Here is a 25,653-nt window from a genome sequence, read left to right as displayed (position 1 = left end):
CTCGGTGATTCAGAAAGGTGTGCGAGTCTAGCACAAGCTTATATGTTGTTCTAATTGTATACCTAAGTCGCCTGAAAGAGTCGCCTGAAAGAGTCGCCTCAAGAGGCAGTTTCGGCAAAGCAACTTGGGTATACAGCGCAAGTAGTTAGGCCCAGAAACGAAAAAGCCTTGCTCAAGAGCAAGGCTTTGAAACGCTTTTAAGGGCAGTAACTTATAGTGGAGTTACGTTAGCCGCTTGAGGACCTTTAGGGCCGCTCTCAACGTCGAAAGATACTTTTTGACCTTCGTTCAGAGTTTTGAAACCGTCAGAAACGATTGAACGGAAGTGTACGAAAAGATCTTCGCCGTTGTCTTGAGAGATAAAACCGAAACCTTTAGTTTCGTTGAACCATTTAACGGTACCAGTTGCTTTAGACATAATCTGTCTCCTATAAAAAATGAAAGTGATGCACTAGTGGTAGTAATTATTTCGACGACAATAACGCTAGGGTCGTTCAGGTGCTTTCACATAGGAGTAACAGCAGGGACGAACAGTATCGGTATTTCAAAAACAACTCTATCAACAGAGCAACGGTCACTATACAGCAAATTGAGTTAATGAAAAGTTATTTGTCGATAATCTTTCATTTAATGCTCTTTTTGAGCTGAAAACAGGGCGTTTTCACTAGGTAACACCCTGTCTTAACTATAGAAACTTAACTTTGGTGAACTCTTTGATCGCAGAGAGTGCAAAAGTGGGCAGTGCTGCGCCCAACACGATTGCAATCAAGTGCTCAATTTTTAACGCTTCAGTGCTGAAGATCCACTGACCAAGTTCAGTATAGATAACCCCCAGCGACAAGGTGCTTGATAGGGCAATAGCCGCAAGCAAATACTTGTTGGTAAAAGGTCGAATTCTGAACAGGGTAGTCAGTGAGCGGCTATCAAATAGATGCCACAGCTGACCAAAAATCAGCGTCATAAATGCAGCGGTTTGTGCATATTCAGCGCTGTATTGGTTTTGCAGCATCGAGTAAAACACACAGTAGCTTAATCCACCAAGCGCCAAGCCACGCGTGATGATTTGCGCGCCAAGGCCATTAGAGAAAAAGCCCTGGTCACGTTTGCGTGGCTTACGCTTCATCACATTACGCTCTTCAGGCTCCATACCCAGCGCAAGTGCAGGGATGCCGTCGGAGATGAGGTTGACCCACAAGATCATCAGTGGCGTTAGAGGCAAGATCGCCTCAGGCCCCATCAAGAGGAAGGCAAATAGGATCACCGAGACTTCACCGACGTTGGCCGTCAGCGCTTGGCGAATGAACTTGCGCAGGTTGTCATAGATCTTGCGACCCTGACGCACCGCCACCACGATGGTGCTAAAGTCATCATCAAGCAGAATTAGGTCACCAGAGTCCTTGGCGACCGAGGTGCCGGTGATGCCCATGGCGACACCGATATCAGCTGCACGCAGGGCGGGCGCGTCGTTGACACCGTCACCAGTCATGGCCGCTACCTCATTACTCGCTTGCTGAGCACGAACGATACGCAGCTTATGTTCTGGTGTCACCCGAGCGTAAACGGCGATTTGTCGACAAATCTGCTCAAGGTCGTAATCGGTCATCTTGTCGAGCTCTTCACCGGTGAGCACTTTGTCGTCGCGATTACGAATAATGCCGATCTCTTTGGCAATCGCGGTTGCCGTGGCGGCATGATCGCCCGTGATCATCACGGTTTTCAGTCCCGCATCATGACACTCTTCAATCGCCTCTTTTACTTCCGGGCGAGGGGGATCCATGATGCCAAACACACTTAAAATGGTCAGATCGTTCTCGAGCTCAGCGACATCCAAGTCAATCTCTGAGACATCCAAATAGCGGTAACCAACGGCGAGCGTACGCAAGGCGTCTTGAGCAAAGGTTTCCACGGCTTTTTCAAAGCAGACACGCGCAGCAGGAACTTGTTGGTAAGCCTCTAGCTGTGGTGCGTCTTTTGTCATAGGTAGTGGACGAATAACTTGTTGTTGGTGCGACTCACTAATGCGTGATTTCTTAAGCATCACATCGGGCGCCCCTGCGGTGGCAAGGAAATAGCGTCCTGACGGGTCACGCACAATGGCTGAGCCTAATTTACGTGTTGAGTCGAACGGCAGCTTACGCACCAAAATATAGCCAGCTTTCTCAATGAGTGAATCTTGAGTGATGCCTGTTTTTTTAGCCGCAACCAGCAAAGCGCCACTGGTCGGGCTGCCATTGACTGACCAGTGGCCATCTTTGGCATTCAGCTCAGCGTCATTACACAGTGTGCTAACAATCAAAGCAGTACTCATGATTTCACACTGTTCAACCTTCTTAATGCCATTTTGCGCGACAAAGTTGCCAATTGGCTCAAAACCATTTCCGGTGATATCCCAGAACATGCCACTGGCATCGAAGGCTTGTGTTGCTTGCATCTGATTCTGGGTCAGGGTGCCGGTCTTATCTGAGCAGATCACCGTGGTCGAGCCGAGTGTTTCGATAGCAGATAGATGTTTAGCTAGGGCGTTCTGTTTGGCCATCTTGCTTGAGCCCATGGTCAAGACAATGGTCAGCACCGTCGGTAAACCCTCTGGAATCGCAGCCACTGAGAGTGAAATACCTGTGGTCAGGATCTCAAGCCAGCTCAGGCCATGGTTGTAACCGATCACACAGATCATCGCCACAACAGACAGACCGGCGATAAGTAATAACTTCGCCAGCGTATCCATACGCACTTGCATTGGTGAGCGAGTCTCTTCGGTGCTGTTGAGCATATCGGCGATATGGCCGACTTCAGTCTCCATCCCGATGGCAGTTACGATACCAAGCCCGTTACCTGCGGTGACCTTAGTGGTCATAAAGCCCATGTTGACTTGATCGCCAAGACCGACATTCTCGCGCTCCAGAGCCGGAGTGGATTTTTGCACTGGCTCTGACTCGCCAGTCAGGGCGGCTTCATCAACAGCCAAGTTGTGCGCCTCAATCAGCCGCACATCCGCAGGCAGGATATCTCCGGTACTAATCTTAACAACGTCGCCAGGAACAAGCTCCACGGCGGGAATTTTTACCCACTCACCGCTGCGGCGAACTTCAGCCTGCGGCGCCGCCATTTGTTGCAAGGCCTCCATACCCTTTTTGGCCTTGTATTCCTGCCAAAATGAAATCCCTGTATTGATCAGGATAATCACCCCGATAGCAATCGCATCAATATAGTGCCCGGTCAGCCAAGACACCACGGTGCCGATCACGAGAATATACACTAATGGATTTTTATATTGCTCAAGATACAGTGACCAAAGAGATTGTTGCTTACTGGTGGTGATTTCGTTGCGGCCAAATGTTCTCTCTCGCGGCTCTACTTGGCGAGGAGATAAGCCTTGTTTTACATCGACCTTTAACTCATCAACAACCTCTGAGCTATCGAGAGCGTACCAATTATTGTTCATTGTGTTTACCGAATAGCAATTTAGCCCTACATCTCATCAAGAGACAGGGCTAATAATTATTTAATTAAATGGGTGAAACTATATTTTGGGGTTTATGCTGTTTTGATCACAATTATTGCTGCGATGACAGTGAAAATACCCACCCAGCCAATTGGCTTAAGTTTCTGATTAAGTAAGAAGTAGCCACCAAGTGCGGTACCCAAAATACCAATTGCGCCCCACGTTGCGTAGGCGATGGCAAGGTCCATTCCTTTTACTGCTTGAGCAAGCAGTGTAAATGCCGCAAGGACCAAAAGGATTGCAGAAAAGCCCCACTTTTTATTTTCAAAGCCATTTGACTTTGACAGTGACATATTTGCCGCGATATCTAGCAGTGCCGCGATAAGAACAAAGCCAAAATAAATATTAAAAATAGAATTCATGATCTTATTCCTTACTTGGTCATCTGTGCATGTTCATCTTTGCTTGGGCAAGCTGGTACTGTGTCCGCATGCTCTTCACCGAGGGTTACAAGCACAACACCAGCGACGACGAGCGTCAGACCAAACAGCTCTTGCATGGTCAGTTCAGCGCCAAAGTAGAAGATAGACACCACGGTAATCAAGGCGATACCTAATCCCTCCCAACAGGCATAAGCGACACCAATTGAGATTTTCTTCGCGGCCAGTGCCAAGAAGTAGTAAGAAATGGCAATCAAAATATACATCAGGCCATAGTTCAGTAGGCTTCCAGTTTGACCCGCCATATTCATAGAGCTTGTACCAGCTACTTCAGAAAGTATCGCAAGCAAAAGGAAGAACCGTGCAATAATCATTTTTTCCTCTCAGAAACATAGTTTTAGTGTAATGCAATTCATAACAAAATTGCGACTGATATGAATGTTATCGAAAAATTATGATCACGAGTGAATAACAGCTATTCATTATTGGAACAGGAAATTCTTGCTCTTGAACTCTTTTTTAATCATATTGTTTAGGCATTGAGTGAGCGGGTGATTACGTTTCGATTGTAAATAGCCACCATAGATTTGGTAGTTATTAATATTAAAAATACTCGCAGGCTGATGATAAATAACTAGGTTAGAAAAATACTTAGCCGTCGAAGGGCTGCCATACATAATTGCTTCGGAAGATGATAAAAAACTGGCAGCAGCGCGCAAGTTTAGGCTCTCAAATACCACATTCGGCATTTGGTTGTTTTGGGTATAAAAGTGCTCAAAATCGGTCTTATTGACTTGGCTATCGGGCGCTGGAATAGACACTACCGGCAGTTGTAATAGCTGCTCTAATGAGTGCGGTTGGGATAAGACTGGGTGATTTTGCCGAGCAATGATCACCACTGGCTCGTCGTAGAGTTTCTCTTGGTAGATGGCTTGCGGCAAAGCGATATCTTGGTCGGTAATGCAGTAATCGAACTCACCGAGCTTCATAGCTTCAATAGCATTGCGGTTCCAGGTACTAAAGCGCAGTTTAGCGTTGGGAAACGAGTGGATACAGGCTTGAGTCAGACTTTCGGCTTGTTCTTCTAGGACAAAGGGGTCAACGACCAGAGAGATGTTACCTGTGTAGGACACAGGGTTAAATTCACTGAACTCGCCAAGAGCAAGCTGCAGCGGGACTAACATCTCTTCAGCCGCTTGCGCCAGTTTCTGTGCCAATGCTGAGGCTTCCATACCGTGAGCGCTGCGAGTGAAGACATTTTGGCCAAATGCCTCGTTGATCTTGGCGACGTTGCGGCTCACGCTCGCTTGTGAGATACCCAAGTGGAGGGCAGTGGCTTTGGTGCTCTTGTACTTAACCAGGGTGCGCACGATTGAGAGTAGGTTAAGGTCGAAATTGTCCAGGTTAGAAATCATAGTCATAGCTCTGTTTTAGTGAAGAATGTTCTATGCGTGACCGAGAAGGTCGATATCCTAAACGCAGGCACTTCTATTTCCCTGATAGCAGATAGCTTGCTCAGAATTGCCTAAACTGACGAACAGTGGCCGATAGGGTAAGAGCAAAAGCTCAGAACACCACGCACTCAAAGTGCGTAGGATTTTTGAGCAACAAAATTATAATTATCTTCCTCGGAGAGGGTAGAGTGATTAGGTAAAGGAGCTACTGGCAAACTACTATTAAGTTAGAAATTAATAGGTTATTAGTGATGATTAGTACGCAAGAATTTCAAACACTATTTCAGGTATCGGCGCGATTAAGTGAACGACTGGTCGAGTCTGGTACGCTGCAGCGCTACTCTGCTGGCGATGTCGTTGTCTCTCAGGCGACGATGGCAGAACATATTGGTTTTGTCATCGACGGTATGGTGGCCAGTGTTCGTGACAACTATGACGGCGTTGAACGCTACTCTGCGTTTATCACTCAAGGCCTTATCTTTGGTGAGTCGAGCTTTATCGTTCCGCGTAAATCTTTTGCCACATTCAGAGCGATGTGTGATTGTATCGTGCTACTGGTGAGTTACGAGCAAATTAGACAGCTGATGGCCGAGAGTAGTGAAATCACAGAACACCTGATGGTGTCGCAGGCCAAGAAGTTACAATATGCGTCAATTATTCATTTTACTGCTAAAGAGCGAGATAAATTGGTAAAAGTGGCCACAACGGTTGATGCTATCGCTGAATTTAGTCGCCTAGATACCTTGCCGATCTCTATTGAACAGTTATCCAGCATGCTGGGTATGTCGCGCAATACCGTTAGTCAGTGCTTGAAGCAGCTTGATGAAAAAGGCGCGATTAAATTGGATAAATTAAATATCACTATTATCGATAGGGAGCTTCTTTCTGTCGGTAAAAATAAAACTAAGTTATTTTAGTAAAATATAATAAAACAAAAGGCAAATATTATCCATTGGAGATAAAGCACCAAAGGTTAATTTGAATGCCTCAGATCAGCAATACTTCACTTCTATGAAAGTCAGAAGTTGTTGTGATCCCCTACGCTTAAAAATTATAAATTATAAGTGAGATATTATGAATAATACTATTCAAGATCTATTTACATCATTGCGTGAGTATATTGATACGCATCAGCAAACTAAATCAAATATGATGACCGTTTACGCAAACCTTGATCCAAGCGATAAGAATAATCAGCGTGAACGCCCGGCATGGATGATTGAGTTAAAGAACCAGTTCGACAACCTAACGCCAGAGCAAAAGCGTGAAGCCGAAAATATGGTGGGTAGTGCATTGACGTGGGAGTTTATTGAGGAGCGCACGCTTGATGCTTTCCATCAGCATGAGGCGCAAGGTAAAGCGGCGATGATCCTGACGGATTTTGTTGATGGCATCATTGTTGACTTGCCACTGCCGGTTGAAAACCAGGTTTACTACGGTCTGCCTCAGGTTTCACACTTGATGTCGCAGTTGCATCGCTACGGCAAATATCTTGTCGTGTTGTTCTCGGAGAATGAGCACCGAGTGATTTCTGCCAATTTGAATACCGTGGGCGCAGAAGAGCTGATTGATAGTGGGATTCACGCCGGTGTATTCCTGCGTCCAGGTGGCAAAAAGGCACGTACTCAGGCGTCAGCACGCCGCGATTTGGATACGGAGAGCCGCGTGTATAAAAACGCTGCGCGAGAGATCAACGCTTACTTTATGGATGATCCTGAGTTTGACCGCATTATTTTTGGCGGCAACCTCAAGATTGCTAACCAAGTAAAAAATGAGCTGCACCACTCGGTTTCAGAGAAGCTAGTGACGATTGAGCCGATTGCCTTCGAAGCAAGTGATCAAGAGGTGAAAATCATTGTCCGTGCTATCGCGGATGAATATGAGGCTACCCATGATATTTCATTGGTGCAAGAGCTAGTGACACGCAGAAACGTGTGTGGTCGCACGGCATTTGGTAAAGAGGAAGTGCTGGCTGCACTGCGCAGCGGACAAGCCCAGCGTGTTTATGTCCCTTACCCAATTGTGGTGGAGAAGTTCAATGAGGTGTTGGTCGAGTCTATGGCCAATAATGTGGACGTTGAGATTATTCACGGTGAAGCCGCGGAGCGCTTGATCTCTCTTGGTGGGGTTGGCGCAACACTCTACTACGTAGTTTAAACAAATACTTTGTTTAAACAAATATTTATGGCGTACTCCAGGGACGGCGTTGCCACCTCTAGGGTTTATTGTCTGGCATAGATAAGTGAAGCGATCTAGCACAATTAAATCCAATGATGATTTCGGGGGAAAGGCAAATATCAACTTCAGCCTGATAGACCAGGTATTTGCCTTCGGCTTTGGTCAAGCCAAACGCGGTATAAACAAAGCAAGCACAGACTCGCTAGTTTCGCCGCGCAATTGGTTCACGCTTGGCTCCTGACTGACACTACTGCCAAGTATGAATCGTATTTACTGCAACGTTTGCTCCATCCAAGGATGGTGGAGCATTTTTTTATTCTCGAAACCGGAGAGAGTAATGGATAAGTTGAAACCTATTTGTACGGAAGATTTATCAATATTTTCTTCTGAATGTAGAGATGATTTTAAGGGGCGCTTTTCTCAACTAGATGACGAAGAGCAGATCAGAATCTTACGTATTTTGTGTGTCGAAGAGTCGGTGAAGATACTCTCGCAGCTTTCTATCTCACACGTACAAAAGCTGATCCAGAAAATTGAAAATAAAGGGTTGGACTCACTTGCCAGTCACCTGTCTCATCAGCTCGGCTTTATTCACTCTGAAGCGGAGCCCTCGAACGACTACTTGAGCACTGGTGTGATGGAGCATGTTCGTGAGCGGATTGGCTGGATTGTGATGTTGGCACTACTTGGCATTGTTTCTGGGGTGATCATCTCGCAATACGAGGATGCGATTAGTCAGTTGATCTTGCTTGCCGTCTACATGCCGGTGATCGCTGCGGCCGGCGGTAATACTGGCAGCCAAGCTGCCACGCTGGTGGTGCGATCTCTGGCGACCAGTGAGATTGGTCTGCGAGATTGGTGGCGTGTGTTTTGGAAAGAGAGTCGTATTGCGCTGTGTATGGCCACGATCGTCTCTTGTGTGATTGTCCTTCGAGTGGTGTGTTTTACTGATACCAGTTCGGTCGGCGACTTCTCTATCTGGTGGATCGCGTGCGCCATCGCGATTGCCTTGTTTATCCAGGTGACTATCTCAACCGTGGTCGGTGGTTTGCTACCGATTGTTGCTCGTGCCCTGCGCCTTGACCCTGCGGTACTCGTCAGCCCAGTACTAGCATCGATTGTCGATATCTCAGGGATCTGGATTTACTTTAACGTTGTTAGTTATGTATTAAATATTACTTAGCTGTGAAGCTAAAAATATTTATCAGCAGTTAAGTTTTAATAGGTGAATAATAATGAAAGCCAATAATATCAATGTGCTTGATGTTCTAGATTGTTATCTATTACTCAATGATAGCCATAAAAATAAAATTCTAAGTCTTTATATCAATACTGACTTTAAGGATGCGGGTAATCACAAAGCGCAACCCGATTGGAAAGTAGAGCTTATTGAAGAGATAGGTCAGCTCAGAAACGAGTATGGTGATGAGATCATACAGCATGTCGACCAATCCCTAACCTGGGATAAGGTCGAAGAGCGAATTATCGAGCAAATCATGCAACTGAGGCCCAGAGGACGTGCTCTAGCGGTCTTCACTGACTTTATTGATGATGTGTTTATTGAGTTGTCAAGACCGGTGGAAACAGAGGCCTTCTTTGGCACGCCAGAGGTAGAGACCTTGATGATCTCTCCTTGTATTCGAAAAGTATCTCACTACCCGTTTTTGTAGGTGTTGAGTTGCAATGAGTATCGATAACAGCGTAATTACCAAGTTGTCTGAGCGAGAGATCTCTGCTGTTGAGGCCTTGTATGAGCTAGAAAAAGCCTCGGGTGAAGCGGTCTATGTACTTGATGAGCATGTCGGAGTTTGGCTGTCTGATCTTGATTTTGAGTGCGAGAAAACAATCTTCAACGACCTTGGTCTCTACACGATTGAATACCAAACCCTGTCTAACTTGATTAAAAATCGTATCGTCTATAAGGAGCGCTTTTGTGAGCAGGAGTCGAACATTACTTCTGGTTACAAGTTGACCTCATGTGCTCGAGCCATGTTGGCAGCGAATAGACTCAATCTCTGGGATGGTAAGGCGATCGCGAGAAACTTTAACGTGTAACTTTCTCTGTCATTTAACCGTGAGCAGAGGCGAATTAACTGTGAAATAGAATGAATAAAAAAGAATACAAGAAAACACTAAAACATTTACAAGCAGAATTAGTTCAACTTCAAGCACATATTATTAAGCATGGTCTCAAGGTGGTGATTCTTTTTGAGGGTCGAGACTCGGCTGGAAAAGGGGGGAGCATCAAGCGTATTGTTGATAAACTCAACCCTAACCATGTGCGCGTGGTCGCCAAAGGTAAGCCCACAGATGCCGAAGAGAAACAGTGGTATTTTCAGCGCTGGGTGAAAGAGATGCCAAGTGAGGGTGAAATGGTGATCTTTGACCGCAGTTGGTACACCCGAGCAGGAGTGGAGTCGGTGATGGGGTTTGCTACCGAGGCTCAGGTGACGAGCTTTCTTAAAGATTGTCCTGCTTTTGAAAAGAGTTTGGTTCGCCAAGGTGTGATTGTGCTGAAATACTGGCTTTCGATTACCCATGCTACCCAAGAAGAGCGCTTTCACGAGCGATTGAATAAGATCACCAAGCGCTGGAAATTATCACCGATGGACCTAGAGTCTCGCTCGCAGTGGTTGCAGTATACTGATGCTAAGGAGCGTATGTTCCGTAAAACCAACACCAAGCATTGCCCCTGGTTTGTTGTCGACAACAACTGTAAGAAAAAAGGCCGGATAGACTTGATTCGTCACATCTTGAGTCAGTTTGATTTTGAGCGTAAATCTCTGGAGCCAAAGCAGTTACCCCCAGTAGAGGTTAATCGGTGTCAGCCCAACCCTGAGTTTACTGAGTTACGAGTGAACTGACGGCAAACCTCAAAAGTTCGCAGGTATTTTGACACTTCTACACTGAATTACTTGAGATGATAATGATAACTGTTATCATTAAGTGGTGGCTGGGTGAATAGGAGTGATGATTATGCTTGCGGATTGGGTTATTTGTGGTGTGATTGTGATGGTGTTTATCGTATGCATCAAATTGCGCTCGGGCAAACACGTGCACTATTGGCTCGGAGAACTGTTCAAGTTCTATTTCAGTAAATAAACTAGATAACCCATCAACCCCACATAGGGGCATGATGGGTGATAACACAATGGTTTGGCTAGTCGTTACTAATCTTCAGCTAGAAAGCCACCAGTCTGGTGTTTCCACAGCTGAGCATAGACGCCTCGTCTTTGAAGTAGCTCTTGGTGGCTGCCTTGTTCGATGATCTTGCCGTGATCCATGACGATCAGTCGATCCATCGCGGCAATAGTGGATAATCGGTGTGCAATGGCTATGACCGTTTTCCCTTCCATTAGAGTCTCAAGGTTTTCTTGTATCGCCGATTCAACCTCTGAGTCGAGGGCGGACGTGGCCTCATCCATAATCAAGATTGGCGCGTTTTTTAGTAATACGCGTGCAATCGCTACCCGCTGGCGCTGACCGCCAGAGAGCTTGACGCCTCGCTCTCCCACTTCCACGTCGTATCCGCTATGTCCTTGTTCATCTTTGAGTTCGCAAATGAATTCATGCGCGTGAGCTTTGGTTGCAGCATCGATAACGGTATCCAGATTAGCATCAGGATCACCATAAAGGATGTTCTCTTTTATGCTGCGATGCAGTAGTGACGTATCTTGGGTGATCATGCCAATGTGTTGACGCAGAGATTCTTGTTCAACCTGCGAAATGTCTGTCCCATCAATAGAAATCTTACCACCATGTACATCATAAAAGCGCAGCAGCAGGTTAACTAAGGTTGATTTACCCGCTCCAGAGCGACCAACGATCCCAACCTTCTCACCAGGTTTAATCGTCAGATTAAGCTGCTCGAAAACAGATTTTTGCTCGCTGTAATGAAAATCAACATCGTGAAACGTGATTTCACCATCGGTGACATTGAGTGCCTTAGCATTTGGCACATCTTTAACCTCGACATCATTAGAGATGGTACTTACCCCATCGACAACTGTCCCTATGTTTTCAAATAGGGCACTCACTTCCCACATTATCCACTTGGACATCCCCTGGACACGCAATGCGATACTGATGGCAACAGCAATGACACCAACCGTGACGCTGGCATCGAGCCACAGGGTAATCGATAGGGCAGCAATGGAGACCAGAAGCAGATAGTTGATGAAGTCCACACTCAGCAGTAAGCAGGTAACCATACGCATTTGACGGTACACTGTTTTTAGAAACTGCTTCATGCTGCTTTCTGCATAATCCAGTTCACGCTGGGAGTGAGCAAATAATTTGACGGTGGAGATATTAGTGTATGAATCCACGATGCGACCGGTCATCACTGAACGTGCATCAGCCTGATCCGTCGCCACTTTTTTCATTCTCGGAACGAAATAGAACTGTATTAGGACGTACATGACCAGCCAAACCACAATTGGGAGCATCAAGATGCGATCTGACTCTCCCATCATCCAGATCATCGACACGAAGTAGACTGAGATGTAGACCAGTACATCGACTAACTTCATCACGGCCTCACGGACAGCAAGTGCGCTTTGCATCACCTTAGTCGCTACACGGCCTGCGAAATCGCGTTGAAAGAAACCGACCGCTTGCTTGAGAAGGTAGCGATGGATGAGCCAACGGATCGACATTGGATAGTTACCAAGCAGGGTTTGATGCATGATCATTGAGTGAACAAACCCAAGTAGCGGCATCACAACAGCGACCAGGAGTAGCATCATCCAGATGCGATCCCCCTGATCTTGCCAGAAAGTGGCCCGATCTTGGTTACTAAGGATATCCACAAGCTCACCGAGGTAGCTCAGTAGCGTCACTTCGGCAATCGCAATGGCAGCACTCAATAGCGACATGACTACCAAGGGTAGTTCAAAACCCTTAGTGTAGTGACGGCAAAATCCAACTAAGTCTTTAGGGGGTCTAGTACTTTCTTTATTAGGAAAGGGTTGGGTCAAACGTTCAAACCAGTGGAACATAATCTCTAGCACATGTTTTCGTCAAAAAGAGGCTAATTATTACTGTCTTTTGATAAAAAAGTAAGTAAAATGCGCCGCCCAGGCCAAATAAGAATAACTATCATTTAAGGCCGTTGTAAGAAACTGATAAATTGGATTACTAAATGATGACCCCAAACTCTATTGCAGTGGCGGTACGAAAAGGTTTGTACTTTTCAGTACCTGCGATGGCCCTGGTTGCAACTCAAGCGATTGCAAACACACAACAAGATCAAGACGTTGAGACGATTAAGGTGACGGCGCAGGCGTTGAAGATTGAATCTCCTGCGCAAGAAACTCCACGTTCGGTCTCTGTCATTGATGAGGAGCAACTGCGCGAGCGCGCACCACAGAAACTTGATGAGGCGTTACGTTACACCGCAGGTGTCACTGCACAGCCTTATGGGGCAGATAATGATACCGATTGGTTTAAAGTTCGGGGTTTTGATGCAGCGACTTATCTCGACGGAAATCGCTTATTCCGCGATGGTTACTACACATGGCTTGTAGAACCATACGCACTTGAGGCTGTAGAAGTTGTCAAAGGCCCATCGGCAATATTGTTTGGCGAGTCGGCACCTGGCGGTATTGTCAACGGTGTGCAGAAGAAACCAACTTACACTCCTCAGGGTGAGGTGCGCGTTGAAGTCGGTAACAATGACCTGACAGCATTGGGTTTTGATATTGCAGACAACGCGAATGAAGATGGTACCGTTCGTTATCGCTTAGTCGGTATGCTTAAAGGTAATGATGGTGAGCTTGATGGAACAAACAACGAGCGTATTTATCTTGCTCCAAGCGTAGAGATCGACATTAATGATCGCACGATGCTTACGGTGTTGAGTAGTTATCTTAAAGATGATGGCGTGCCTACTAACCCGTTTTTTCCAGCGGCAGGTACGATTATTGACTCTGATTTTGGAACAATTGACCCGTCTACCAATCTGGGACAGCCTGATTATGATAAATACCAGCGCACTCAGTTCTCTTTTGGTTACAAACTCACACATGAGTATAACGACACGTGGACATTCAACCAGAACCTAAATTATGGTTACAACGAGTTGTTTTTGCGTAGTTCTTATGCGTTTAGTAATAATGATCCATCAGTATCAGAACTAGCGCAGGGCATCGTTTTCCGTGACGGTAAGACTCAGAGCATCACATTTGATAACAATGCGGTGGCAAACTGGTTCCAAGGCAGAAATGAACACACATTACTGCTAGGCTTCGATCTGCAGTATCACCATACTGAGGGCGTGGAGCAGGATGACTACACCTTTGGTAGCATTGATTGGTCTAATCCTGAGTACGGGAATTACACCCCGATTGATAGTTTTTACAACCTTGATCGAGACATCAAAAAATCACAAGCAAGTGTGTATGCTCAGCACCAGTTTAAGTATGCAGACCGCCTAGTCACCTCAATTGGTGCTCGTTATGACTGGGTAAAAACTGAAAACCGTGGCTATGGCTATCTAGAGGACCATTGGGGAATTAATGACGGTCAACCGACATTACTTGATCAAGATGAGTCGCGAAACGATGGACAATTGTCTCTTAATGCAGGTGTGATGTATAAGGCGGATTATGGTCTATCTCCTTATGCGAGTTACTCTGAGTCTTTTGAGGTCATCAGTGTTATCGACCCAATCACAAATGAGATTTACAAGCCTTTGGTGGGTAAGCAGTATGAAGTAGGGGTAAAATACACTCCAGATTTTATCGATGGCTTTGTTAACCTTGCTTACTTTGATATCACCCAAGAAAACGCTTTGGTAACTACACCAGACTTTTCTACCACACAAACGGGTGAAGTTACTTCCAAGGGTATTGAGCTTGATGCTGCAGCTCAGTTAACCGATAGTGTGAAGTTAATCGCCAATTACACTTACACAGATGCGAAAACTGATGAGACTGGTGGCCAAGGCGCTAAGCGTGTTGCTCTTATCCCTGAGCACCAAGCATCAGCATGGGTTAACTATGATGCATTTTCACTTGTTCCGGGCCTAAGTGTCGGTACTGGCGTTCGCTATATCGGTGAATCAAAAGATAACCCAATGGCATCAGATCTGACAGTACCAAGCGTCACCTTACTTGATGCGGCGGTGACTTATGATCTGAACTCGCAATGGCAAGCTCAGCTAAACGTCAACAACCTTCTTGATGAAGAATACATCTCAGGCTGTGACTACTGGTGCTACTACGGTCAGTCACGTTCAGTGGTGTTCAACGTCAACTATCGTTGGTAAAATCTAACAGCCCCTCCTTGAGGGGCTGTTTTTTTCGCTAAGTACCATCAACTAACCCAATAGCACATCTCTATGTATCAACTCTCCAACGTTAAGATGATTCGTGGTGGTCGCACCATTCTCAGTATTGATGACTTGACCATCCCAACCAACGAACTCACCGTGGTACTGGGCCATAATGGTTCAGGAAAATCGACTCTGGTCAGCTTACTGTCTGGTCAGCAAGGACCGGATAGTGGTCACGTTAGCCTGTTTGACAAAGCGGTGACCCAATACGACACAAAGTCGCTAGCCAAACAGGTGGCGTTTTTACCGCAAAAATTGCCGACCTCAGCAGGTTTAACCGTGCGTGAGCTGGTAAAGTTGGGGCGTTTCCCCTGGCGCGGCGCCTTTGGGCGTTGGAAAAAACAAGATAGTGAGATCATAGAGGCAGCCATGGCGCGCACCGGAGTCGATGGTTTTGCACATGCACTGGCTGATGATCTGTCAGGGGGGGAGCGACAACGCGCTTGGGTTTCAATGCTACTGGCACAGCAGTCGCCGATTCTGATCTTGGACGAGCCAACATCCGCGCTTGATGTTCACCACCAGTTCCAGTTACTGGCGCTGCTCTCTGAGCTCAATAAGAGTGAAAATGTTGGCATTATTGTTATCTTGCATGACCTAAATCTCGCCCTGCGCTATGCGACTCACATTGTCGCGCTTAAGCAGGGGGAAATCGCCTTTTCTGGCCATGTTGATGTCTTACATGATGAGGTGCAGTTGTCGAAGTTGTATCACACCCCAATCAAATTGATCCCACACCCTGAGCCGCACCTCAGTCAGCATAAGGTCGCAGTGGTATGCGAGTAATTGCCTTGAACCTTTTCACCCTGTTGGCATTGTCGACTATTTTCAGCGCCGGTGTGATGGCAAATAGCACTGCGGGAATAGTGATTGAGGACGCTCGGGGAGAGCAATATTTTTCAGCACTACCGCAGCGGGTTGTCGTACTCAACTGGGACCTTCTTGAACAAGTTCTGGTTCTTGGAGAGACGCCACTTGCGGCACCAGAGTTGAACAGTTACCGTCAGTGGGTGGTGAAACCGAGCGCCCCTGACTCTATAGAGGAGATCGGCTCGCGCGCAGAGCCGAATCTCGAAAAGATTGCAAGTCTCAAGCCTGATGTCATCTTAGCCGCAACACCGCAAGAAGATTTGCTTGATGTTCTAGAGTCTATTGCTCCTGTGGTGTATCTGCCCAATTTTGAACTGGAGTACGACTCTGCGCAGAGAGCGATGGATAATCTGAAAGTTATTGGTCAGTTACTGGGAAAAAATGAACAGGCCGAGCAAATTATCGATGAGATTGAAGCGGAGTTTTCTAGATTAAGAACGCAGTTAGCGACCCGCTATGCAGAGAATACCGATTTGGTGGTTATGCGTTTTTCAACTTTAAATTCTGTGTTTTTCTATTCTGAGAACTCTACCACTCAATATGTTGTGCGTAAGCTTGGATTTAATAACCCCATCAAGGTGGCGCCACAGGCCTGGGGCGTCAAACAGCAGCGGATTAACCCGCTGCAACACATAGAACAGGGCTATGTTATGTATTTTCGCCCATTCCCTGATGAGCCGAATCTAGCAAGCTCCCGCCTATGGCAGGCGATGCCTTTTGTTCAAGAACATCGATTTAATGGCATTGAACCTGTATGGAATTATGGCGGAGCATACTCTCTGATCTATATGGCGCAGGCCATCACCGATAGCCTGATGGAGATAGAGTAGAGTGACCCGTATAACATCTATAAAACCAGCCAGCTACACCTTAATAGTGCTTGCTATCCTGATATTAGGTATCTTGCATATCCAGCTGGACACCCATTTGAATCTGCTCGAGCAGTGGCGTTTGCTCCGTGAGCCTGGCCACGCTGAGACATTTGCGGACATCTTCTACCTCTATGCACAGTTGCCCCGTCTGTGTATGGCCCTGCTAATTGGTGCCATGCTTGGGTTGGTGGGGAGCTTGATGCAGCAGCTTACCCAAAATAATCTAACGTCACCTCTGACGCTCGGCACTTCTGCTGGTGCATGGTTAGCCTTAGTGATAATGAATATTTGGTTTGTCGACTGGGTAGCCAATTATTCGGCATTCGCCGCGATGATAGGTGCTAGTGTCGCCTTCCTGATCGTGGTCATGATCGCGGGTGTGCGCAATATGACCGGTTTGCCATTGGTCGTATCAGGGATGGTGGTGAATATAATGCTAGGCTCGATTGCCACAGCTTTGGTGCTGTTAAACAACGAGTTTGCGCAGAATGTATTTATGTGGGGGGCAGGGGATCTCACCCAACAGGGCTGGGGGCAGTTCCACTGGTTGCTACCCCGTACTTGGATTGCATTGCTACTGGTCTTTTTTGCCCCGCGTATCCTCTCTATTCTTAAGCTGGGTCAAGATGGCGCTGCCGCGCGTGGATTACCAGTGTTACCGGCCTTTGCTACGTTAATGGTGATAGGGGTATGGTTGGTCTCCGTGTCAATCACCACTGTTGGTATTATTAGCTTTATTGGCCTTCTCACGCCTAATATAGCGCGTGCTAGTGGTGCGAGGACGCCGCGACAAGAGCTGCTTTTGAGTGCGCTATTGGGAAGCTTGTTGCTCATCGCAACAGATAGTTTATCTCTCGGCTTGAGCCTGTGGCTTGAGGATATTGTACCTAGTGGTGTGACCGCAGCAGCTATTGGTGCACCGGCCTTGATCTGGTTTGCTCGTCGTCAGGTCACAGCTCAAGATCAGATTAATCTGTCGATGGTAGGGCGCTCGTCAACGGGACGAAATATTTTCTTGCTCTTAGTTGGCGCTTTGCTTTTGGGCCTTGGTTGTTATTTCTATCTCAGTCTAGATTCACAGGGCTGGGTGCTTGCTGCCCCGAACCAATACCAGTGGCAACTGAGATGGCCTCGGGCATTAACGGCGGTTTCTGTCGGCGTTGCGTTAGCGATTGCGGGTACGTTGTTACAGCGAATTGTTTATAATCCGTTGGCAAGTCCGGATATTCTGGGGGTTTCGTCTGGAGCGACCTTCGCTTTAATCATTAGTGGGATTATTTCAGGCACTGCAATGGCCTCTTTTGGTTGGGGGATTGCGTTTAGCGGCAGCATCGCCGTTCTTGCAGTGTTACTGTTTTTGACCAGAAAACGCCAGTTCGTTCCGTCCAACTTTGTTCTCATAGGTATCGCATTATCGGCTTTGCTTGAGTCATTGGTGCAATTTGCGCTTGCGAAAGGATCAGGTGATAGTTACAAAACACTGCTCTGGCTAACTGGCTCTACCTATCGTACGACCGCAGACCAAGCGCTTGCGCTGGCGACAGTTGTGGTAATACTTGCGATGATCAGTTTGTTGCTCTCGCGCTGGTTCACTCTCATCTCCATTGGTCGTGATTTTTCAGTGGCTCGAGGGCTAAATGCTCGGCTCGTCAATCAGGTTGCGCTTTGCTTGGTGGCGCTCTTGTGCGCTGTGTCTACAGCAACGATGGGCCCGGTTGCCTTTGTCGGGCTTGTCTCTCCTCATATGGCACTCATGCTAGGGGCGCGAACGTTTCAGCCACAGGTGGTGGTTGCGAGCTTGATTGGCTGCAGCTTAATGCTATGGGCTGATTGGTTGGGACAAGTGGTGATTTTTCCGGGACAAATTGCGGCGGGAACCTTAGTTGCGATTCTTGGTAGTGGTTACTTCTTACTGCTAATGCTCACGAGCAAATATCGATAAAGATTGTCTCGACCTGTCGGTAGTTGCCCGATTTAGTTGAAGTTGACACTTCGTCTGCACCTGGGTGTCGTTTCGGTCTAGATCAAAAAACAAAAAGCCAACCACAAACGGGTGGTTGGCACGATATTATGTGAGCTAAACAAGGCTCAAAAACGTCAGTTGCTAGGTCTATACTCGAACTACATACAAATCAGGCTTAGTTGAATCATATGTCTACCTTTCGAGTAAACAAAGTATTAACAAGTAATCTACATTATGCAATTTGCTTTATATAATTTTGTTTGATATTCGATATAGCTCGCGCTTTGCCTACCTCATAGTGACAATCCAATCTACAAGTAGAGTATCTACTAAGCTGAATTTGCGCTCTTTCGGTTCGATTTGATGCTTATTCTTAAGCATTGTATTAATAAAATCATTAGCTTACCTATTTAAAATGCTAAATGATGACAGATTGTAAATTGACTGTTATCACCAAAATTATTATTAAACTAAAAAACTACCGGAAATGGTTTTCGATCCCAAAATAAAGAGGTAGAAATCCACTAAAAATAGGTGACAAAGGTTTCCCGTAATTCTTCTCATTAATAAGACAGACTCAGCGCGCAAAAAGGTTCACTATCGATACAGTTTTCACGCTGGAGACGTAGTGCATGGTGTATCTTCCATTTTGCTGGCGCAGATTAGCTCAGCGGCTAGTTGGACTGCCCTTGCTGCTGTTGGTTATAGGTTGGGATTCAGATGTCGCTAACCATGAAGCGCGTAACCTTGCTCGCGCGCACGCTTTGCTCGAGGCTATTCAAACGGGAAACCAGTCGGCACTGAGGTTTGTTAGCGAGGATTACGTCCAGCATAATCTTAGCGTTCCTGATGGTAAGGCACCGCTGTATCAGATCATTACAGGTATCCCAGTGGGGATCACCGTCGATATTGCCCGCAGTTTTGCCGACGGTGATATCGTGGTGTTGCACAGTGTTTATGATGGCAGCTGGAACCATGGCTTTGCTCAAGTGATCATCGATGTATTTCGCTTTAACAGTCAGGGGTTGATCATCGAACACTGGGATAATATCACAGACCTTGCAGAGGACGGTGATGGCACCAGTCAAACCGACGGCGCTTCAACACCACCGACCGATATAGCACTTACGGGTTATAACCGTCATATCGTGACAGAGCTGGTTCATGAGTTGTTTCTTGGTGGTAATTGGACCAATGTCAGACGTTATTTTGATTTGGAAAACTACGTGCAGCATAGTGTGGATTCGGGCGCAGATGGTAGCTTCTTGATGGAATTGGAAGGTATGACGGATATGCCGTTCTATACCAGTACAGAGTTTATCTATGCCTCGGGCAACTTTGCCTTGGTTATGTCTGAGGGTCCAGACATCACTGGAGAGGATACGCAAAACACTTATGCCTATTTTGATATATTTCGCCTAGAAGCAGGCTTGGTCGTTGAGCATTGGGACGTGATTCAAGTGATCCCGCCTCAGTCTGAGTGGCGCAATAGCAACGGCAAGTGGTAGGTGAATGAGAATAAGATCGCTGTGATCTTATTCTCATTCAATTACACAGTCTGTGTTATTTCTCACTGTGATAAGCCTTAGATACGGCGTAGCTGTCTTCAAACCAGTTCCAGCTTTTCACCTTACCGTCCTCCACATGCACCCGCACCGCCCAGCTAAAGGTGCCAGTATCCACACCCGACTCGTTGACAATCGCGCTCATCGTGCCCATAAAAGCAGCTTGATTGCCATTGGCAAAACTAAAATCGGTTGTCCAACTGGTCACGCTTAGACCAGCACCAAACAGTGGCATAAATTCGTTAAGCACCGTGTCTTTAGACTCCCAATTGCCGATCCAGGGAATATCACTGTCGCCCTCGTTATGCCAAACAAAGTCATCAGCCATCAGGCTATTAAGTGTCTCCATATCACCGGTGCCTGCGGCGATTAGAAAGGCTTCCGCGACCTCGAGCGTTTGTTTGGATTGCATCTCATGCCCATCAGCGAGGGCGTTGGGGAGATGAAGGGTAAACATAAGGGCGAGTAGCCCAAGAGAGCGTGTCAATGTCATTGGGGTATATCCTTGTTCTGGGTATCAATTAGCCACAAGAGTATAGTCAAGAACAAGCAGCTTGATGGAGCACGTCGCATTGACAGTCAAAGTCACCCCCTTTGTCACCACTTATGGTTATAATCGGCCAGCATTGAGCCCATTTATATCTCTTTCGAGTCAAGGACACGCACAGAACGATGACCTCACCCAATATTGAACACATCCATTATTTTATCACTGTAGTGGAAACAGGGTCGTTTACCGCGGCAGGGCGCAAGCTCGGTCGAGACCGCAGCTCCGTTGGCCAGGCGATTGCCAATCTGGAAATTGATTTGGATGTGCAGCTGTTTGAGCGCAATGGTCGTAATATTACCCTTACCCCTGAAGGAGAGTCTCTCTATACCCGCGCTCGAACCTTGTTGCAGGGGTATCAATCGTTTTGTCAATTTAGTCAGAACCTCACATCCGATATAGAGTCATCTTTGACGGTTGGTATTGATAATTTTACTGGCTTTGAAGAGCTTGCCAGTATTGATCGCGCCATGGCATTGAAGTTCCCGGGGTTAACCATTCACTGGCAACGCCACCCAACCGATCAACTGGATGCCCATTTAGAGAGTGGGGCGATAGATGTCGTGTTACGGTTATTTCAAAATCGTGATTTACCTGAGGACTATCACCTGCGCCACGTTGATAACATCACCATGGTGAGTATTGTTCATCGCCAAGCAGAGACAGTGACTATTGTCCATCACTCTGACCTTCGTACAATGCCACTAGTGACTTATCCTGATGCAGAGAAAATCGTTCGTTTTGATCGGTTCGAGCATATTCAAAATACCTTTTCACCGGAGGCTGCACTAGAAATTATTGCTAAAAGACCAGGGTGGGGAATTTTCCCTTTGAAGGCGATTTCCCCCGACAGCCCAAACTATCAACCTATCGATCTAGATACCACGGATGCGATCAATATGCGACGTATTGTGGTTTGGCATCATCGGAAAAAGTTTGGCCAAGCCAAACGATGGTTAATTGAAAACCTAAAATCGCTACTTGAGACTTAATGTGATAGGCATCTCATCAGTTATTTATTATATGTAAAAGCGATACGAATAAAATGTCTTTGCGGGGGTAAATCCCCCGAAAAGGATGGAGTTACGATTAAGAGTTTTGTCTCGAAGTGCATACAATCATGGTCAAATTAGACCACTGATGAAAACTTGGAGCCATACTTATGTCGCTTTCATCCATGCTAAAGTACACCGCCATCGCTTCTGCTATCGCTACGCTGTCAGCATGTACTTCACCCCAAAAAACCTCGTTATTTGCCGAGTCAACAGGTTCACCGATCACACTATTTAGCGCGGCAGACGTTATTACAATGTCTGAAGCCATCGACACTGCCAACGCCGTTGCGGTACAAGACGGGAAGATCCTTGCGGTAGGGCAGCAGGAGCAACTGCTAGCTAAGTACTCGAATACCGATGGCTTTACTCATGACACCTCGTTTGCTGATAAAGTGTTGACTCCAGGCCTGATTGAGCCGCATGCCCACATTTGGCTGTTTGCTTTGGTCGCGAACACTCATTTAATTACTCCTGCAGATTGGGATCTCCCTTGGGGCGATGTTAAGGGTGTGGTAGGCCAAGAGGCTTACTTGGCGCGCCTTAAAGAGCTAGAGGCGAGCTTACCTGAGGGCGAGCCTCTGGTGACATGGGGATGGCATCGATATTTCCACGGTGAGCTTGATCGTTCAATGCTCGATGAGATCAGCACAGAGCGCCCAATCATTGTATGGCAGCGTTCTGTTCATGAGTTGTTCTTTAATACAGCGGCATTCGAAATGCTCAATGTCAAAGCTGAAGACTGGCAAGGTGATGCGAATCACTTCAACTACATGGATTACGAACGTGGTCATGCCTACGAGACAGGATTATATGCTGCCGCACCATTGTTGCTTTCGCAAATTGCGACGCCGGAAAAATTTGCCCAAGGCATAACACGTGCAAATGAATACCTGCAAGCGGGCGGGGTCACGACTGTAGTAGATCCCGGTATGATGCTGTCCGATGATATGGCCGCTGGTATGATCGATATCATGGAGCAGAAGCCGATGTTTGACTACTTCATGATTCCTGCGGGCAATACGTTCTACGATCATATGGATGGCGATGCACAAGGGGCGTTTGAAGCTGTGGAGGCACGAGTCAATGATCCATTGCTCAATGGCGAATATGTCCGTTGGTTGCCAGGGCAAGTTAAACTCTTTGCCGACGGTGCGGCTTATGCCCAGCTTATGATGATGAAGGATGGTTATACCGATGGTCACGACGGGGCATGGATCCAGTACCCAGAGGATCTAGAAAACAGTATGCGCCCGTATTGGCATAACGACTATACAATTACCGTGCATGCCAACGGTGACTACGGTCTAGAAGTAGCGGTGGATATTATGCAGAAGCTCAACGAAGAAAAAGCCCGTCAAGACCACCGCACGAGTTTTCACCACCTTGCGTATACCGATCCTGAGGATATTCAACGCGCAACGGATTTGGGTGCCAACTTTTCGGTTAACCCATTCTACCTCCACGTATTGGGTGAGCAGTATAGTTTAGATGGTATTGGCCCGGAACGTGCCCAGTATACGGCCCGAGGTCGCTCCTTCCTTGATGCGGGAGCCAAACTCTCTTTCCACTCCGATGCGCCAATGGCGCCTGGTCGTCCTCTAGCGCTGGCCTGGACAGCGGTTAACAGAACTGGCCTGTCGGGTAAGGTACTGGGAGAAGCCGAGAAGATGACGATGGAAGAGTCGATGCGCGCTATCACGATTGATGCCGCGTATGCCGCTCGGATAGAGCACCAAGTTGGCAGTATTGATTTAGGTAAGCACGCTAACTTTACCGTCCTCGGACAACACCCTTATACCATCGAGAAAACGAACCCAGAGGCAATCAAGGACATCGATGTGGTTGCCACAGTGTTCAATGGTCAGGTGATTGAAACTGAGAAAGCCTCTCAAGGGTTGGTCATGAGTCAGGAGGGCCAGAATACCCTCGCTATTCTCTCTCGTGTCGATAGCATGCGTGGTACTGGAGACAGCTGCGAAGCCGCAAAGATGTACTCGGAAATACTTGGCGAAATGTAAGCGCAGAGGCGCGAGGTGCACGGACAAAGGAAAGAGAGGTATAGGTGCTCTAATGAGCACTGCATATCACTCGCTACCCGGAACGAAGTGTGACTCGCTCCTCGCCCCCTGCCCCGTCCCTTTATTTTACATTTGAGCAATGGGCTGTTACATTGCGTAACTTTTTTGACCCGGAGTCTTTCGCATCCATGTTTGAATTACGCAGTAACCCCAACGCGTCGGCTCGCGCTGACCTGTTCGCCGGCCTGACGGTGTCTCTGGCTATGGTGCCAGAGGTCGTTGCCTTTACCTTTGTTGCCGCCGTGGATCCTATGGTTGGTCTTTATGCGGCCTTTATTGTTGGCTTTATTGCCGCCATCTTTGGTGGTCGCCCAGGTATGGTCTCGGGAGGCGCTGGTGCCTTGGCCGTTGTGGTGACCGCGCTGGTGGTCCAGCATGGTGTGGAATACTTATTTGCTGCCGTTGTATTGATGGGGCTGATGCAATTGGCGTTTGGCCTGCTTCGCTTTGGCCGCTTTATTGCGCTGGTGCCTTATCCTGTAATGCTTGGCTTTGTTAATGGTTTGGCAATCGTGATCTTCTTGGCTCAACTGCAGCAGTTCCAGACACTAGAAGACGGGCAGTGGCACTGGCTTTCAGGCACTCCGATGCTACTGATGCTTGGCCTAGTGGGGCTGGCCATGGCCATTATTCATTTTCTGCCGCGCTTTAGCCGTACCATTCCTGCCTCATTGGTGGCGATTTTGGTGGTGACCGGCCTAGTTCATGGGCTAGATCTGCAAACGGCAACCGTGATTGATTTTGTTCGCAGCATGTCAGGTAACCCTGCCGCTACGCTTGACGGCACTTTGCCAAGCTTTAGCGTACCAATGGTGCCATTCAATCTAGAGACTCTTGGCATTATCTTCCCTTATGCGCTGATCTTGGCGGCGGTGGGACTGCTGGAATCTTTGCTTACCCTCAACCTTGTCGATGAAATCACCGAAACTCAGGGACAACCAAACCGTGAGTGTGTCGCACAAGGCGCGGCTAATATTGTTTCTGGCTGTTTTGGCGGCATGGGCGGCTGTGCCATGATTGGCCAGAGCATCATCAACCTAAACTCAGGGGGGCGTTCACGCCTATCAGGCGCGACGTGTGCGCTATCCATCCTTGGCTTTATCTTGTTTGGCTCACACCTGATTGAGATGATCCCACTGGCAGCGTTGGTTGGGGTGATGTTTATGGTGGTGCTTGGCACCTTTGAATGGGCAAGCTTGCGCATGATCCGCAAAGTCCCTCGCGCGGATGTGTTTGTGATTGTGCTGGTAACCGTGGTGACTGTGTTCACTGACCTTGCGCTGGCAGTGTTTGTTGGCGTGTTGGTCTCTGCGCTGCGTTTTGCCTGGGATCAAGCAACTCGCCTAACCTTGAGTGAGAGCACAGACAATACGGGTACGGCATATCGCCTAGAGGGCGTGCTATTTTTTGCCTCAGTGACTCATTTTCACAGCTTGTTTGATATCAAAGCAGCGCCTGAGCAAGTCAGTCTCGACCTTAGCCGCGCACGCCTAGCTGATCATTCTGCTCTGGAAGCGATCCATAAGCTAAGTGGCAACTTTAAGGCGCAAGGCAAAAGCCTATATCTGCTCGGGCTGACTGATGAATGTCAGGCTCGCCTAGAGCGTGCGGGTGACCTAGTTCAGGTTCAAGTTGCGGAAGCTTCAGCCTCCGCTTGATGGGGATAGGGCAACCCCCAGAGCGAATCGGTACCTAGGTTCCTAGGTACAAAAAACGCAGATACTGTTTTGGTGTCTGCGTTTTTTTCATCTCAATATAAGTTAACCAACCTTGATACTCGTCAGCTCAAACTGGCTTGGTTGAAGGCATGGGTGACAGTGCAATGAGTGGGTACATAAAATATTCATAGACTT

21 protein-coding genes are annotated in these 25,653 nt (G+C 47.3%); 14 read left to right on the top strand and 7 right to left on the bottom strand.

The features are described from left to right. Positions 1-211: 211 nt before the first annotated feature. From cspE to ACSTTG_RS11950, 5 genes are all read right to left on the bottom strand, one after another. Entirely contained in the window at positions 212-421 is a 210-nt protein-coding gene (gene cspE, locus ACSTTG_RS11970) for a transcription antiterminator/RNA stability regulator CspE (protein ID WP_438457583.1), read from the bottom strand. A 264-nt stretch (positions 422-685) separates the two neighbouring features. Then, a complete protein-coding gene (locus tag ACSTTG_RS11965; protein WP_438474963.1) occupies positions 686-3,442 on the bottom strand; it encodes a cation-translocating P-type ATPase in 2,757 nt (918 codons plus the stop codon). 92 nt (positions 3,443-3,534) lie between these two features. Next, positions 3,535-3,864 (bottom strand): SMR family transporter, encoded by a 330-nt coding sequence (locus ACSTTG_RS11960; RefSeq protein ID WP_438474962.1) that lies wholly within the window; start codon positions 3,862-3,864, stop codon positions 3,535-3,537. An 11-nt stretch (positions 3,865-3,875) separates the two neighbouring features. Then, a complete protein-coding gene (locus ACSTTG_RS11955) occupies positions 3,876-4,256 on the bottom strand; it encodes a DMT family transporter (protein WP_438456904.1) in 381 nt (126 codons plus the stop codon). A gap of 108 nt (positions 4,257-4,364) precedes the next feature. Next, positions 4,365-5,297: a LysR substrate-binding domain-containing protein gene (locus ACSTTG_RS11950; protein ID WP_438474961.1), complete on the bottom strand. Its 933-nt coding sequence runs from the start codon at positions 5,295-5,297 to the stop codon at positions 4,365-4,367. Between the two features lie 290 nt (positions 5,298-5,587). On the opposite strand from ACSTTG_RS11950, the gene ACSTTG_RS11945 reads away from it, so the two are divergent. From ACSTTG_RS11945 to ppk2, 6 genes are all read left to right on the top strand, one after another. Continuing rightward, complete coding sequence (locus tag ACSTTG_RS11945) at positions 5,588-6,253, top strand: Crp/Fnr family transcriptional regulator (protein ID WP_438456906.1); 666 nt, start codon at positions 5,588-5,590, stop codon at positions 6,251-6,253. A gap of 157 nt (positions 6,254-6,410) precedes the next feature. Further along, positions 6,411-7,493: a baeRF10 domain-containing protein gene (locus tag ACSTTG_RS11940; protein ID WP_438456907.1), complete on the top strand. Its 1,083-nt coding sequence runs from the start codon at positions 6,411-6,413 to the stop codon at positions 7,491-7,493. Positions 7,494-7,851: 358 nt separating this feature from the next. After that, on the top strand, positions 7,852-8,697 hold the full coding sequence (locus ACSTTG_RS11935; RefSeq protein WP_438474960.1) for a magnesium transporter: 846 nt from the start codon (positions 7,852-7,854) through the stop codon (positions 8,695-8,697). Positions 8,698-8,749: 52 nt separating this feature from the next. Then, positions 8,750-9,184 (top strand): hypothetical protein, encoded by a 435-nt coding sequence (locus ACSTTG_RS11930; protein ID WP_438456909.1) that lies wholly within the window; start codon positions 8,750-8,752, stop codon positions 9,182-9,184. 13 nt (positions 9,185-9,197) lie between these two features. After that, complete coding sequence (locus ACSTTG_RS11925; protein WP_438474959.1) at positions 9,198-9,569, top strand: hypothetical protein; 372 nt, start codon at positions 9,198-9,200, stop codon at positions 9,567-9,569. A 50-nt stretch (positions 9,570-9,619) separates the two neighbouring features. Beyond that, positions 9,620-10,378 (top strand): polyphosphate kinase 2, encoded by a 759-nt coding sequence (gene ppk2 / locus ACSTTG_RS11920; RefSeq protein WP_438456911.1) that lies wholly within the window; start codon positions 9,620-9,622, stop codon positions 10,376-10,378. Positions 10,379-10,684: 306 nt separating this feature from the next. Here the strand turns inward: ppk2 and ACSTTG_RS11915 are convergent, their stop codons facing one another. Next, a complete protein-coding gene (locus ACSTTG_RS11915; RefSeq protein ID WP_438475030.1) occupies positions 10,685-12,514 on the bottom strand; it encodes an ABC transporter ATP-binding protein in 1,830 nt (609 codons plus the stop codon). 143 nt (positions 12,515-12,657) lie between these two features. Between ACSTTG_RS11915 and ACSTTG_RS11910 the strand changes: the two genes are divergently transcribed. The 5 genes from ACSTTG_RS11910 to ACSTTG_RS11890 all read left to right on the top strand — a co-directional run bounded on the left by ACSTTG_RS11910 (position 12,658) and on the right by ACSTTG_RS11890 (position 20,063). Continuing rightward, positions 12,658-14,784: a TonB-dependent siderophore receptor gene (locus tag ACSTTG_RS11910; protein ID WP_438474958.1), complete on the top strand. Its 2,127-nt coding sequence runs from the start codon at positions 12,658-12,660 to the stop codon at positions 14,782-14,784. A 72-nt stretch (positions 14,785-14,856) separates the two neighbouring features. Continuing rightward, the gene (locus ACSTTG_RS11905) at positions 14,857-15,636 is read left to right on the top strand and encodes an ABC transporter ATP-binding protein (protein ID WP_438474957.1); all 780 of its coding nucleotides are present in this window, start codon (positions 14,857-14,859) and stop codon (positions 15,634-15,636) included. Beyond that, a complete protein-coding gene (locus ACSTTG_RS11900) occupies positions 15,627-16,550 on the top strand; it encodes an iron-siderophore ABC transporter substrate-binding protein (protein ID WP_438474956.1) in 924 nt (307 codons plus the stop codon). The genes ACSTTG_RS11905 and ACSTTG_RS11900 overlap by 10 nt, the downstream gene beginning before the upstream one ends. Positions 16,551-16,569: 19 nt before the next feature. Continuing rightward, entirely contained in the window at positions 16,570-18,534 is a 1,965-nt protein-coding gene (fhuB, locus tag ACSTTG_RS11895) for a Fe(3+)-hydroxamate ABC transporter permease FhuB (RefSeq protein ID WP_438475029.1), read from the top strand. Positions 18,535-19,187: 653 nt separating this feature from the next. After that, on the top strand, positions 19,188-20,063 hold the full coding sequence (locus tag ACSTTG_RS11890) for a nuclear transport factor 2 family protein (protein ID WP_438474955.1): 876 nt from the start codon (positions 19,188-19,190) through the stop codon (positions 20,061-20,063). A 55-nt stretch (positions 20,064-20,118) separates the two neighbouring features. Here the strand turns inward: ACSTTG_RS11890 and ACSTTG_RS11885 are convergent, their stop codons facing one another. Further along, the gene (locus ACSTTG_RS11885) at positions 20,119-20,613 is read right to left on the bottom strand and encodes a nuclear transport factor 2 family protein (protein ID WP_438474954.1); all 495 of its coding nucleotides are present in this window, start codon (positions 20,611-20,613) and stop codon (positions 20,119-20,121) included. A 179-nt stretch (positions 20,614-20,792) separates the two neighbouring features. Between ACSTTG_RS11885 and ACSTTG_RS11880 the strand changes: the two genes are divergently transcribed. From ACSTTG_RS11880 to ACSTTG_RS11870, 3 genes are all read left to right on the top strand, one after another. Next, positions 20,793-21,659, top strand: coding sequence for a LysR family transcriptional regulator (locus ACSTTG_RS11880; protein ID WP_438474953.1), 867 nt, complete (start codon positions 20,793-20,795; stop codon positions 21,657-21,659). A gap of 170 nt (positions 21,660-21,829) precedes the next feature. Then, the gene (locus tag ACSTTG_RS11875) at positions 21,830-23,740 is read left to right on the top strand and encodes an amidohydrolase (RefSeq protein ID WP_438474952.1); all 1,911 of its coding nucleotides are present in this window, start codon (positions 21,830-21,832) and stop codon (positions 23,738-23,740) included. Positions 23,741-23,928: 188 nt separating this feature from the next. Beyond that, a complete protein-coding gene (locus ACSTTG_RS11870) occupies positions 23,929-25,458 on the top strand; it encodes a SulP family inorganic anion transporter (protein WP_438456919.1) in 1,530 nt (509 codons plus the stop codon). The last annotated feature ends 195 nt before the right edge of the window (positions 25,459-25,653 follow it).

It is taken from the genome of Vibrio glycogenivorans (assembly GCF_051660965.1).
Lineage (GTDB): Bacteria > Pseudomonadota > Gammaproteobacteria > Enterobacterales > Vibrionaceae > Vibrio.
Note: the sequence above shows the minus strand (reverse complement) of the source record. Positions and strands in the feature narration are given on the sequence as shown.